Source organism: Luteibacter sp. (genome assembly GCF_036499525.1).
Taxonomy (GTDB): domain Bacteria; phylum Pseudomonadota; class Gammaproteobacteria; order Xanthomonadales; family Rhodanobacteraceae; genus Luteibacter.
Window position 1 is genome coordinate 68,484 of record NZ_DASYDO010000014.1, and the last position, 13,290, is coordinate 81,773.

Here is a 13,290-nt window from a genome sequence, read left to right on the forward strand (position 1 = left end):
TTCGCTCATGACGGATGAAGGCTCGCGGGGCCCTTTCTCTCGGCAAAAGCGCGCTAAAGCAGGGTCGGGGAGCCACGCGTATCGTACCCGAAGTGGCTCAATGCGTTTAGAATTCATGATCCTTTAACGGTGACGACGCCCTTGTCCAACAGCGCCTATACCCGATCGGAACATCTTCGCGCCCTTTGGCCGTGGCTGCCGCTTTGGGCCGCGATGGCCTTGCTGGCCATTTTCGCGCATGGCCCGATGCCGATGTTCTCGACACGGACGCTCGCCGTCGCCTGGGAGATGTGGGCGCACGGGCACTGGCTGGTACCGCACATCAACGGCGAGCCGTACAGCGAAAAGGTGCCTCTGCTGTTCTGGATGATCCATGCCGGCTGGGCGGTGTTCGGCGTGAACGATGTCTGGCCCCGGGTCCTGGAAGTCGCCTTCGGCGGTGCGCAGCTGGTGCTGGCCTCGGTACTGGCGGCCCGCCTGTTCCCGACCCGCCCTTGGGTGGCCAAGGCCACGCCATGGCTCTTGATGGCCCTGGCCTACTCGTTCCTGTTCGGCCTGCAGATCATGTACGAAGTACTGCTCGTCGTCTGGGTGCTGGCCGCCCTGCTCTGCCTGACCCCCACCGCCACGCGCGCCAAACCACGCTGGTGGCTGTTCGGCCTGATGATCGGTGCCGGCCTCCTGACCAAGGGCCCGGTCATGGCGGTCCATGTGCTCTTTCCCTTCCTGTTCGGGCCGATGTGGAACGACTGGGCGCGGCAGAACAAGGGCCGCTGGTATGGGTTTGGCGTACTCGGCATGCTGCTCGGCTTCGCCCTCCTGCTGGCCTGGGCGATCCCCGCCGGCGAAGCCGGTGGCGAAGCCTATCGCCAGCGCCTGTTCTTCACCCAGACCGCCGGCCGTGTCGTGGACACGAACGCGGAGGACCTGCAGAACCATGCGCATCCCGCCTGGTACTACCTCGTCTACCTGCCCGTCCTGCTCTTTCCGCTGAGCGGCTGGCTGCGCGGCATCGTCGCGGTACCGGTCACGCTCTTCCGCCGGCCCTGGCAGCCGGGTACGAAAGCGCGGCTGATCTGCGCGGGCGTGGCGTTGTTGCTCCTGCTCGTGGCGGCCATCGGCGCGCCCTTCCCGGGATGGCTCGAAAAGCTGCTGGTGGTGCTGGTGGTGTTCCCGCTATGGGTCACCCTCGTGCGCCAGCCGCTCGAGCCCGGCCTGCGCTTCCTGGTGTCCTGGCTATTGCCGACCCTGCTCACCTTCTCGCTCATCACCGGCAAGCAGCTCTACTACGTGCTGCCCGAACTGGCCGGCGCCACCATGCTGGTGGCAGCCGCGGTGGCCGACCTGCGCGAACGGCACGTGGGCCTGGCATCGCACTACGCGCTGGGCACGTGGCCATTGTCGCTGGGCGCCTTCATCCTCGCGATCCTTCTGTTCGCCATGCCCTCGGTGGTGCCCACCCGCTTCCCGGACAATATCTGGCTCGTGGGCATGGCACCCTATGCGCGCTTCTTCGGTGTGATCTTCATCGTGCTCGGCGCGTTGCTCCTGCTTCGCGGCCGCGGCGAGATGCGCCGGCTCGCGTTCGCGGGACTCATCGGAACGGTGGCGCTCAATGCCCTGTTCACGCTCGGCCTCTGGTATCGGTATGACCTGACCCCGGCCTCGCTGTTCCTCGCACAGGCCGATGCCGCCGGGCGTCCCATCGGGAACCTCGGCGTGTCGTACAACGGCCAGTACCACTTCGCCGGACGCCTGATGCACCCGATCGCGAGGATCAAGGTCGCCCCGGGCATGCCCGTGCAGGTGGACGAGGACGACGACAACATCGTGCACAACGGCGACAGCCTGACCGACTTCGCCAGCCACCATCCCGACGGCGTCGTCGTCTCCTACGCGAAGCACCCGCCCGCGGATGCCTTCCGTTACGCACGACTGATCCAGCCCTCGCGCACGGGCTGGCTGATGATCTGGGACGCGCCCACGCTGGATGCATTGCACGACGGACGCCTGCCGCCGGAGCCGAGGCAGCCGACCCTGCTGTATCCGCAGGATTATTGGCGCACGCGGACGGCATTGCGATGACCGATACCCTCGTCGAGCGCTTGCGCGCACAACTCGGAGGCGTTCGCGATGGGGCGCTGCTACGTTTTTCGTTCGGCACCGCGCTGCTCGGCGATGGCGCGTATGCGGAGGCCGCGCAGGCCTTCCGCGACGCTCTCGATTTCGATCCGCACTACTCGGCGGCGTGGAAGCTGCTCGGCAAGGCGTTGCTCGCCATCGAGGACGAGGCAGGCGCCGCAGCCGCCTGGCGTTCCGGCGTCGACACGGCCACCGCCCGCGGCGACATCCAGGCCGCGAAGGAAATGACCGTGTTCCTCAACAGGCTTTCGCGCCCGCGTTAGCCTTGTAAGGATCCGCCCGGTGGCGGGACGTGTAGCGTTTGTAGTGCCACTGATACTGCGCGAAGGCTCGCTCCACGCACTGCTCCACGCCACGGTTCAGAGCCGTGCAGGCGATCTTCAGGTCGCCGTTGTCGATGCCCTCGGGAGCGGGCAGCACGTGGATGCGGAAGCCCTCGCCGTTTGGAAGGCGTTCGGCGAAGCTGAACAATACGGTCGCGCCGGTACGCGCCGCCAGCCGGGGGAGCAGGACCATGGTGAGCGCGTCGACGCCAAAGAACGGCGCGAACTCGCCCTCCCCTTCGCGCGGCTTCTGGTCCGGAAGGATGCCGACGGTACCGCCGGCACCCAGGCGCTTGAACAGCGTGCGTACACCGGCCCCTTCCGCCCGCACCTGCTCCGGCGCCAGCTTGCCGCGCACCTTGCGCAGCAGAGCCTCGATGGCATGGATACGCGGTGGCCGGTAGAGGATCGCCATGGGTGTCTTGCTGCTCAGCCAGTAGTTCAGAAGCTCCCAGCACCCCAGGTGGGGCGCCGCGACGATCACGCCCTTGCCCGAGGCCAGAGCCTCGGCGAACAACTCGCCGCCCACCACCTCGCGCACCAGTCCCAGCGCCTTCTCCGCCCCGCCGCCCCAGATCGCGGCCACTTCGGTCACCGACTTGCCGGACTCCTCCATGGTCCGGCGCAGCAACTCCATCCGCTCGGCATGGCCCAGTTCAGGGCGGGCAAGATGCAGGTTCACGTCGCTGAATCGCGCGCTGCGGGATTTCGCGCGCAGGGAGCGGCGGCCTATCCACGCGCCGAGGGCATGGACGGTGCGCAAGGGGAACAGGCTCACGAGCCTGAGCAGCAGGTAAAGAAGATAGATGTCGGGACGCATCCTGCGGAGTGTAGTTCGCGATTAAGCTTGGCGCCCACCAGCCGTTAAAACTTCCATGATTGCACTCATCCAGCGGGTCGAATCCGCGCGCGTCGATGTCGCCGGGGAAACTGTGGGCGCCATCGGTCCCGGACTGCTCGCGCTGGTCGCGGTGGAGCCCGGCGACGGCGAGGCACAGTGCGTGCGCATGCTGGAGCGGCTGCGCGGCTACCGGATTTTCCCGGACCCCGGCGGGAAGATGAATCTCGCCCTTGCCGATACCGGCGGCGGTCTGCTCCTGGTCAGCCAGTTCACCCTGGCCGCCGACACCCGGAAGGGCATGCGTCCCAGCTTCACCACGGCCGCGCCGCCCGAGGAGGGCCGACGCTGGTTCGACCGCCTGGTGGACCTGGCCCGGATGGCCCAGCCGGGGGTGGAAACCGGACGCTTCGGTGCCCATATGAAGGTTCACCTGATCAACGACGGCCCGGTCACCTTCCTCCTGGAGGTGCACTGAGGCGTCACTGCGCGGGGCTTCCCGGTCTCGCACCCTTCTCATCGCCTCGCTGAATCGCCCGTCCCAACCGGCCTTTTGGCGCGATTCTTGCGTTACGACGATGAGCCCGATCCACTTGAAAACTGGTCAAAAAATCATCAAATGACTATACTGATCGGTTCCTGTAACCCGCGGCGGTCGGCATGACTAATAAAGCTCACGAGCAACAGTCTGAAATCAAACAGCTCATCTCCAAGGGTTTGGAGCAGGGCTACCTGACCTACGCCGAAATCAACGACCACCTGCCCGACGATATCGTCGATCCGGAGCAGATCGAAGACATCATGGCGGTGCTCAAGGGCGTCGGCATCGAGGTCCACGATTCCGCACCCGACACCGACACCATCTCCGACGGCGCCGCCCCGGGCACCAGCACGGACGACGAGTCCGCGGCCGAAGAAGCCGTGGCGCTGCTTTCGGCTGTCGACGCGGAGGTGGGCCGCACCACCGACCCCGTCCGCATGTACATGCGCGAGATGGGCACCGTCGAACTGCTGACCCGCGAAGGCGAGATCGCCATCGCCAAGCGCATCGAGGAAGGCCTGAGCCAGGTACAGACCGCGCTGGCCAGCTTCCCGCTCACCATCCAGCTGCTGCTCGAGGAATACGACCAGCACGTGGAGGGCAAGCGCCGCCTGAGCGAAATCCTGGCAGGCTTCGCCGATCTCGAGGAAGCCGCCGACGCCGCCCAGGCCGAAGCCGACGCCAATGTCGACGCGGATGGCGAATCGGACGGCGACGACGACTCGACCGACGGCACCGCCGAGGAAGAGGAAGCCGGTCCGACTGGCCCTGACCCGGAAGAGGTCAAGCGCCGCATGGAAGAACTGCGTTCGCTGCACGGCAAGTTCCAGAAGGCCGCGCCGAAGGCGGAAATCAACGACAAGAAGGTCGCGAAGATCCGCGAGCAGATGTCGGAGGCCTTCCTCAACCTGAAGCTTCCGTCGGCGCTCATCGACAGCTTCGTGCGCAAGCTGCGCGAAGTGGTGAACGACATCCGTCACCACGAGCGCGTGCTCATGGACATCTTCGTCAAGCAGGTGAAGATGCCGCGCGCCGAGTTCCTGAAGAGCTTCCCGTCCAACGAGGGCAACCTCGAGTGGGCCGCCGAGCTGTCGCGCAAGCGCCAGAAGTGGTCGCCGAACATCAAGAACTACCGCGAGGCGATCGACGGTGAGCAGGAGAAGCTCGCCCAGATCGAGCGCACGCTGTACCTGCCGCTCACCGACATCAAGGAAATCAACCGCGCCATGTCCGTGGGCGAGGCGAAGGCCCGTCGCGCCAAGAAGGAAATGGTCGAGGCGAACCTGCGCCTGGTGATCTCCATCGCCAAGAAGTACACGAACCGCGGCCTGCAGTTCCTCGACCTCATCCAGGAAGGCAACATCGGCCTGATGAAGGCGGTGGACAAGTTCGAGTACCGCCGCGGCTACAAGTTCTCCACGTACGCCACCTGGTGGATCCGCCAGGCCATTACCCGCTCGATCGCCGATCAGGCGCGCACCATCCGTATCCCGGTGCACATGATCGAGACGATCAACAAGCTCAACCGCATTTCCCGCCAGATGCTCCAGCAGTTCGGCCGCGAGCCGACGCCGGAAGAGTTGGCGAAGGAAATGGAAATGCCGGAAGACAAGATCCGCAAGGTCCTGAAGATCGCGAAGGAACCGATCTCCATGGAAACCCCGATCGGTGACGATGAAGATTCGCATCTTGGCGACTTCATCGAAGACACCAACGCCAGCTCGCCTGTCGAGTCGGCCACCGAAACGGGTCTCATGGAAACCGTGCGCGACGTGCTCGCCGGCCTCACCCCGCGTGAAGCCAAGGTGCTGCGCATGCGCTTCGGCATCGACATGAACACGGACCACACGCTGGAAGAAGTCGGCAAGCAGTTCGACGTCACCCGCGAGCGCATCCGCCAGATCGAAGCCAAGGCCCTGCGCAAGCTGCGCCACCCGAGCCGCTCGGAGACGTTGCGGTCGTTTCTTGATATTGATTGATCGATAGCGGGACTCGGCAAGACGAGAACGCCCGCGCAAGCGGGCGTTTTCTTTTTAGCTTTCAACCTAATCGGTGACCTCCGGACCCTTGTTCAATTGTTTTATATGTTTTATAAAAATGAACATATGAAATTATTGAACAAGGGTCCGGTATGAGCGAGCTTACGCTGATCCAGGATGCTGCCCAGGCCGTCGAAGCAACCACGGGTCTGTCTATCCGCATTCTTCCCGCGCTAGACGCACCGGGCGGCTACCGCCCGGACGGGCTCATAACCGTTGAATTTCCTGATGGCGTTCTTTCGTTCGTGGCCGAATGCAAACGCCGGATCGTTGGCGACGCTCAGCTAACACTTATAAAACAGCAACTTACGCCGCACGACCATCGGTCGCGCCCTCTTCTCGTGACCCATCACCTCACAAGCGGGCAGATCGACCACTGCCGGGAAATCGACCTGGACTTCATGGACACCGCCGGCAACTGCTTGCTCCGCGCAGGCACACGGTGGGTGCTGGTGCGGGGGAACCGCCCGTCCCGAACCACCTCACCCTCCCCTTACAGGGGCGGTACCAGTTACGCATCCCTGCGCGTGGTTTACGCCTTGCTCTGCCATCGCCCATTGCTCTTTGCGCCCTACCGCGAGCTGGCCATGGCGGCAGGAGTATCCCTGGGTGCCATACCGCCTATATTCGCTGACCTCGAGCAACGCGGTCTTGTGTCGGCGCGGGACAGCGATAAGCGCAGGCACTTCCTGGCGCTCGACCGTCTCCAAGGCGAGTGGGTGACTAACTTCCCCCACAAACTCCGCCCACGATTGGGCCAGCGTCGCTTCAGCGCGCCGACGCCGGACTGGTGGAAAGATGCGGATCTTGGGTCCGACGCACTTTGGGGCGGCGAAGTCGCCGCCCATAGATTGAACGGCTTTTTACGGCCCGCCACACAGACGATCTACCTATCGGAAGGCGTCGCCGGCGATGCGATGAACCCACTTCTCAGGAAATATCGCTTACGGGCAGATCCCGCGGGCGCAATAGAGTTTGTCGAGCGTTTCTGGCATTTCGACGAAACATACGCGCATACACACGGCATCGTGAATCCGCTGCTCATCTATGCGGACCTCCTCACCATGAAGGACTCACGCGCAGCAGAGGCGGCGGCGCTGATACGGAAAGACTATGTCGGTGCTTAAACTGAGGGCCAGTGCTCCACTGGACCCTGCGAGCAGACACTCTAATCCCGTGGACATCGTGCCGTTCGGCCCAGGCGCGGGCGGACCGAAGTTCAGATGGCCGAACGATCCAGAGGTCGAGATGAACGTCGAAGGGTATCCGGATGCAGCCAGGGCGGCATCCCAAGTTGATGTAGGTGGTACCGTTATCGACGTACTGGACACGCCCGGACTGGCTTTGCTCAAGCTGTTCGCCTGGAACGACCGCCACGCTGCAACACGCAAGGACGCCAGCGACCTCTACACCTTACTGAGCCATTACGCAGAACTGGGGAACATCGAGCGAATGTATGATGACCCTGCTCTGCTGGACGACGTGGGGCACGATTACCAGCGGGGTTCGGCCAGATTGCTCGGGCGCGATGTCAGGCAGCTTTGCAGCGCCGGGACATTGCTTGCCGTACAAAGCGTATTGACACCTGCGAACGTCAGACAACTCGCGCTCGATGCTTATGCAGAGCGCTCGGACCTGGATAGCCCACCGGACATGTTCCACGAGCTACTCAATGATCTCGCGGGTGAGCTGCGCGGATGAACTGAAATGGCCGGGCGAAAGCGCCTACCTGCACGCGGATCGCTTCTACTGCTCTACGTTGGCTCAGGAGCCTCTCCACCTGCCCGGCGCCATCCGTTACACTCCTTGCGCCGCAAGGGCCTATAGCTCAATGGTTAGAGCAGAGGACTCATAATCCTTTGGTTCCAGGTTCGAGTCCTGGTGGGCCCACCATCTAGCCGTCCGACGGCACCCAGCAAAGTCCAGCAATCAGGCCGAAACCCCGCGGAATGCGGGGTTTTTCGTCCCGGTCAGTGCATGGTCGTCCAGTTGCGTCCACGCGGGAAGTGAGTAAGGCTGTGAGTAACGAGGCACGTCGCATGGTGCCTTACTCACACTCCCGTTACTCACATCCGGCGAACCACATGCTTACCGACGTCAAGATTCGCGCCCTAAAGCCTCGCGCCAACATCTATCGCGTTGCTGATGCCAATGGGCTTTGCTTGGAGGTACGCCCCAGTGGCTCGAAGCTGTGGCGCTATCGTTATCGCCACGCGGGCAATGCGAGCATGTTGCCGCTGGGTGAGTACCCGGCTACATCGTTAGCTGATGCGCGTGCCGAGCGCGACAAGGCACGCGCACTCGTCAGAGGCGGCGTCAACCCCGCCAACGCGGTGCGGGCCGCGCGGGCAGCGAAGATGGAGAGCACTGCCAACACTTTTGCAGCCATCGCTGGCGAGTTTCTGAACAAGCGCTCAAAAGAAGGTATGGGGGCTGGCAGCGTCGCACGCGACATGCGGATGATCGAGAAAGACCTGATCGGCCTCAGCCATCTGCCGGTGACAGAAATCACTGCCCCAGTATTGCTGGCTGCGCTGCGCAAGCTGGAGCAGCGCGGTGTACTGGAAACGGCGCATCGTGCCCGTGGGTTTGCAGGACGGGTATTCCGTTATGCCATCGCTACCGGACGCGCAGAACGCGACCCGTCAGCCGATCTTCGCGGTGCGCTGGTCCAACCACAGACCAGGCACTTCGCGAGCATCACCGATCCCGCACGCATTGGCGAGCTGTTGCGTGCCATTGAGATTTACAAAGGTTCGCCCGTTACGATTGCGGCGTTGAAGCTGGCGCCGTTGGTTTTCGTTCGCCCAGGTGAGTTGCGCAAGGCCCGGTGGGCCGACCTGAACCTGGACGTTTCCGAATGGCGATACGTAGCCAGCAAGACAAATACGCCACACATTGTGCCTTTGGCGCATCAGGCTGTAGCCGTGCTGCGCGACTTACAGCCCCTGACGGGACGCAGCGAGTTCGTTTTCCCAAGCATACGTAGCCTGCGCCGCCCCATGTCGGAGAACACAGTCAACAGCGCGTTGCGCTACATGGGTTTCGACGGCGAGACGATGTGCGGCCACGGATTCCGTGCCATGGCGCGCACGGTTCTGGACGAGGTGCTGCACTTTCGGCCCGATTACATCGAGCATCAGCTTGCCCATGCGGTGAGAGATCCGAACGGTCGCGCCTACAACCGTACAGCCCATCTGCCGGAGCGTAGGAAGATGATGCAATCGTGGGCGGACTACCTGGATGGGCTCCGTTTGGGCGCCAAGGTCATCCCATTCGAGCGCCACTCGCGGTAAGGCAGACGAACGAAAAGAATTTCAGGCACATATCACTCATACGAGACAGAGGAGATCCCGTCTCGCGTGAGGGCGCATCCGCCCTGATGTGCTCGCTGCTGGGAGGAAGCATGATCCCGCCGAAGAATGACACGCTCACCTGCGTGCTTGTTGTCGCGGCCACCCTGCTGTTGGGTTTCGCCCGCTGCAGCAGCAAGACCACGAAAGCGCCCTGATCCAACTCACCATGCGACATACGCCGAAGGCCCGGGATCCCCCGGGCCTTCGGCGTTTATGCCGCCTCATCGAGAGGAAACGAACATGCATTTGGTCGAAACGATGGCCTATGCCGGCGAGAAGCCTTGGCATGGCCGGGGGAAGAGGCTCGAAGCCCAGCAGCCGATTGACGTCTGGAAGGCCAACGCCGGCATGGACTGGGAGATCGAGGAGTCCGAAGTTCGCTACATCAGCGGCAAAAGCCATGTGGGCGTCATCAACGCCTTTCCGGAGCAGAAAGTGCTGTATCGCTCCGATACCACCGCGCCACTCGCCGTCGTCAGCAAGCGATTCAAGGTCGTCCAGCCGGGCGAGATCCTAGAGTTCTACCGTGACCTGACTGCATGCAACGGCTTCGAGCTGGAAACGGCAGGAGTGCTGCGTGAAGGCCGCAAGTTCTGGGCGCTGGCACGTACCGGTCAGAGCACCACGCTCAAGAGCCGGGACAAGATCGATGGCTATCTTCTGCTAGCCACGGCCTGCGATGGCACGCTGGCTACCACGGCGCAGTTCACCAGCGTGCGGGTGGTCTGCAATAACACCTTGCAGATCGCGTTGGGCCATGGTCAGGGGGCCATCAAGGTGCCGCACCGCAGTCAGTTCGATCCGGATGCGGTGAAGCGGCAGCTTGGCATCACCGTGTCGTCGTGGGACGGGTTCGTCGCACGCATGAAGGCGCTGGTCGACAAGCCCGTCGATCCGGACTCGGCCGAGGGCCTGCTGCGTCGGGTACTGACCTATCCGGGGCAGGACAGCCGCACGGCGGTCGTCAACGAGCAGGCGGTGGCGACCGTCCGGGCGTTGTACGAGGGCGGTGGCCGTGGCGCCCAGATGGCCTCCAGCCGCGGGACAGCTTGGGGCCTGCTCAACAGCGTCACCGAGTTCGTCGACCACCACCGACGAGCCCGTACCGAGGATCACCGCCGGGACGCGGCGTGGTTTGGACAGGGCGCGCAGATCAAGCAGCGGGCGTGGGATGAGCTGGTCAAGGGGGTGGCCTGATGCGCGCCATGGCGGTAAGGAAACCTGTCGAGCACGGGGCCACCCGCGAGGCCATCTCCCGCGACCAGCAGGATGCCGTCATCGCGCAGGCGCTGGGCATCCTGTCGGCACGGGCCCTGACCCCCGGGCAGTTCATGAAGGATCCGCCGACTGCCGCGCAATTCTTCCGCCTGCGACTGGGTGAAGAGAGCCGGGAGCACTTCGAGGTGGCTTTCTTGGACAACCGCCACCGGCTCATCGCGGTCGAACGCCTGTTTTCCGGCTCCGTGGACGGAGCCGAGGTGCATCCACGCGTGGTGGTCCAACGCGCGCTGGCCTTGAATGCGGTGGCAGTCATGCTGGCGCACAACCACCCGAGCGGCGATCCCGAGCCATCCCCGGCGGACCGAATTTTGACCTCACGCTTGAGGGAAACTCTCGGCCTGGTGGATATCCGCGTGTTGGATCACTTCGTGGTGACCGCCACCGACGTGGTCTCGATGGCTACGCGCGATCTGATGTAGCGCGCCCTGCACGTCGCCCCACTCCTCCGAGGAAGCGGCATACCGCCCGGCCCCATGGCCGGGCGTTTCTTTTTCAGAAGAGGACATATGAAGAGACAGACAGCTTTGCGGCTTGTCGACGCGCGCACGCTCGACCGCCAGCAGTGGTTGGAGAGCGAGACGGCGAGCGACCCTAGCATCGAACCGGCAGATGCCGATGGATCACGACTGGCTCGCCGGCTCGCATCACGCGTGGTCCGGACGAGCTAGCGCATCAGGAGGGTGAAGTCATGTTTGCATTCATTGGCGGTGGCGTCGTCTACGGGTTTGCTATGTACGGACTGCTGAGGTTTCTTCAGGCCCGCCATACCCAGCTCGATGACTGATGTAAACAGGATGCATGGCGCCGGGAGCAGATGCTCCTGGCGCCATGCATCCAAGTACTTTTTTTCTTGCTCAGGATGAGGGTCCGTACGAACACCAGTTGGGCCATAGTTCGAAAGAATACGCTTTTGCGCTCTCTCACCTGAGATCAATAGGCTTCGTTTTCCAAACATCCCGAGCCAGTGCGATGAGCATGCCGTGTCGCTTCTCGATCGATGCGGCGCCCCACGTGGGGAATGCTTTCAACTGCTCATTGATCCTGGAGATGGACGTGTTCTGCCCGACACTCGTCAGCTCGACCAAGCTACGCGTGAGGTAGTTGCTGCTCTTGCGGTACTCGGCCTGCTTCGCCGCGTAGAAGTCATTCCCTGCCACGATATTGATCGGCTTCTCCAACAGCGTCAGATTGCCCAGCCGGTTCTTGTAGTCATCGTAGACAGCAGTCGGGTTTTCAGTCGCCCATTTTTGCCGCAGCTCTGCGGTTGGCGTGTCCGGCAGGATGTGCTCGATTTCGAGCCTGGTGTACGGTTCCAGGCTGCCGGGCGATTTCACACCGCTGAATGCCATGTCGACGTGCTGGGTCAAGCGGGCCAGCAGGTAGCGCGTCCGGTATTGCTGCATGGTGTACAGCGAGAAGCGCTTCAGCGCATCCGACAGCTCCGGTGACTTCGCCGCCATGTTGCTCTCGAACCGGTCCGCGACGAACGCGTTGAGCGCAACCCGCTGCGTCGCTGGGTCCGTGACCGCCGCAATTGTCCTCAGCTCGTCGGCCCATAGCGAGAAATTCCGCTCCAGATCCTTGGTCGGGGTCTTGGTGAAGATGTAATAGAACAGGAAGCTCTCGAGCTGGGTGACAAAGTGGTCGAACAGCGGCTTGGGCAAGGCAGCGGCCGCCAGCAGCAGTACGTAGTGCAAACTGAACGCGCCACCAGCCAGACGCTTGAGGCCGTCCATCGCGAGATTGGGCTTGCCATCGTTGCCGAGGCCGTTGCCAAAGGCGAGGTAGTGCTCGACGCTGCGAATAACCTTGCGCACGAACTCGAACGGCTTGGTCGCGTAGTCGCACAGCGCCGCGTTGTCCTTGTCGACAAACCAGTCGTAGATCTCATCCTCCCGCACCACGGCATCACCACGGTCGTTCTTGATGACATAGTTGGCCATCAGGAAGTAGCGCAGGAACCGCAGCGGCTTTTCCTTGCCCTTCTCCAGCGGCTTGGTGATCTTCTTCCACTCATCCTTGAGCTGGGTGAACTGCGTCTGCTTGACCTGCGTGAACAGCAGGTTTTTCAGCAAATCCATCGGGTTCAGGCCGACGCCGCGCTCGTTGATGGTCTCGAAGATCTTCAACGCGCTGCTCACATCGGTCGAAATCTGAATGAACACAACGTTGTTGGCCAGGTAGCCCCAATACTTCTTCAGCTTGGTCGCGTCGTCGTAGTTGTCCTTTAAGTACCGATACAGAGTGCCGTAGGCGTTGACCAGGTTCTCCAGTGAGCCAAAGCTGGGAATGCCCGCCGCCTGCATGCCGACGCGCACGGCCTGTGGATCGGTGTCCAGCTCTACCAGTTTCGTCATGACGTCGCCGGCGTTTTCGTAGCGCGGCTCCAGCTTCAAACTGGTCCTCGTCTCACCGTCGCTGTCGGTGTAGCTGGTCGAGATGAGGCCGCTGACGACATGTCGCTGTGGCTCACCCTGAAACACACGCTTCAGTGCACAGAGCAGCAGGAAGAAGGTCGTCAGGCGCTGCTGGCCGTCGATCACCTCGTAGTGATTCTTCTGATCGGTCGGGGACACCAGCACGGTGCCGATGAAGTACTCCCGCGTCGAACCAGCATCAATCTGCTCATTGATGTCTTCAAGGAGCTGGTGCACTTCCTTGTCCGTCCAGACGTATTCGCGCTGATAGTCCGGGACGATGTAGAAGCACTCACGGAATGCCTCCTCGATGCTGTATTTGTGGTTTTCGATGCGGGCCATCTTCTTCCTTT

Annotated in this window: 11 protein-coding genes and 1 tRNA gene; 10 read left to right on the plus strand and 2 right to left on the minus strand. The window is 62.7% G+C overall.

Going from position 1 to position 13,290, the window contains the following annotated elements; all coding sequences use genetic code 11:
* Positions 1 to 141: 141 nt before the first annotated feature.
* Together VGM71_RS02150 and VGM71_RS02155 are read left to right on the plus strand one after the other, a co-directional pair.
* A complete protein-coding gene (locus VGM71_RS02150; RefSeq protein ID WP_331542136.1) occupies positions 142 to 2,085 on the plus strand; it encodes an ArnT family glycosyltransferase in 1,944 nt (647 codons plus the stop codon).
* Positions 2,082 to 2,405, plus strand: a complete 324-nt coding sequence (locus VGM71_RS02155; RefSeq protein WP_331542137.1) for a hypothetical protein — start codon at positions 2,082 to 2,084, stop codon at positions 2,403 to 2,405. Before VGM71_RS02150 ends, VGM71_RS02155 begins: the two co-directional genes overlap by 4 nt.
* On the opposite strand, the gene VGM71_RS02160 is transcribed toward VGM71_RS02155, so the two are convergent.
* Positions 2,380 to 3,285, minus strand: coding sequence for a lipid A biosynthesis acyltransferase (locus VGM71_RS02160; protein ID WP_331542138.1), 906 nt, complete (start codon positions 3,283 to 3,285; stop codon positions 2,380 to 2,382). The two genes, VGM71_RS02155 and VGM71_RS02160, sit on opposite strands and share 26 nt — an antisense overlap.
* 55 nt (positions 3,286 to 3,340) lie before the next feature.
* Between VGM71_RS02160 and dtd the strand changes: the two genes are divergently transcribed.
* The 8 genes from dtd (at position 3,341) to VGM71_RS02200 (ending at position 10,939) form a co-directional block, all read left to right on the plus strand.
* Positions 3,341 to 3,781 (plus strand): D-aminoacyl-tRNA deacylase, encoded by a 441-nt coding sequence (gene dtd / locus VGM71_RS02165; protein ID WP_331542140.1) that lies wholly within the window; start codon positions 3,341 to 3,343, stop codon positions 3,779 to 3,781.
* A 182-nt stretch (positions 3,782 to 3,963) separates the two neighbouring features.
* The gene (gene rpoD / locus VGM71_RS02170) at positions 3,964 to 5,823 is read left to right on the plus strand and encodes an RNA polymerase sigma factor RpoD (protein WP_331542141.1); all 1,860 of its coding nucleotides are present in this window, start codon (positions 3,964 to 3,966) and stop codon (positions 5,821 to 5,823) included.
* A gap of 152 nt (positions 5,824 to 5,975) precedes the next feature.
* Positions 5,976 to 7,010 (plus strand): type IV toxin-antitoxin system AbiEi family antitoxin, encoded by a 1,035-nt coding sequence (locus tag VGM71_RS02175; protein WP_331542142.1) that lies wholly within the window; start codon positions 5,976 to 5,978, stop codon positions 7,008 to 7,010.
* Positions 7,011 to 7,059: 49 nt separating this feature from the next.
* Positions 7,060 to 7,584, plus strand: a complete 525-nt coding sequence (locus VGM71_RS02180; RefSeq protein WP_331542143.1) for a hypothetical protein — start codon at positions 7,060 to 7,062, stop codon at positions 7,582 to 7,584.
* Between the two features lie 116 nt (positions 7,585 to 7,700).
* Positions 7,701 to 7,776, plus strand: a tRNA-Ile gene (locus VGM71_RS02185).
* Between the two features lie 191 nt (positions 7,777 to 7,967).
* Positions 7,968 to 9,179, plus strand: a complete 1,212-nt coding sequence (locus tag VGM71_RS02190; protein ID WP_331542144.1) for a tyrosine-type recombinase/integrase — start codon at positions 7,968 to 7,970, stop codon at positions 9,177 to 9,179.
* Between the two features lie 300 nt (positions 9,180 to 9,479).
* Positions 9,480 to 10,436 carry a DUF932 domain-containing protein gene (locus VGM71_RS02195; RefSeq protein ID WP_331542145.1) on the plus strand — a complete coding sequence of 319 codons (957 nt, stop codon included), beginning with the start codon at positions 9,480 to 9,482 and terminating at the stop codon, positions 10,434 to 10,436.
* Complete coding sequence (locus VGM71_RS02200; protein ID WP_414675075.1) at positions 10,436 to 10,939, plus strand: JAB domain-containing protein; 504 nt, start codon at positions 10,436 to 10,438, stop codon at positions 10,937 to 10,939. The genes VGM71_RS02195 and VGM71_RS02200 overlap by 1 nt, the downstream gene beginning before the upstream one ends.
* A gap of 501 nt (positions 10,940 to 11,440) precedes the next feature.
* Here VGM71_RS02200 and VGM71_RS02205 read toward each other — a convergent pair.
* A complete protein-coding gene (locus VGM71_RS02205; RefSeq protein ID WP_331542146.1) occupies positions 11,441 to 13,279 on the minus strand; it encodes a DUF262 domain-containing protein in 1,839 nt (612 codons plus the stop codon).
* Between the last annotated feature and the right edge of the window lie 11 nt (positions 13,280 to 13,290).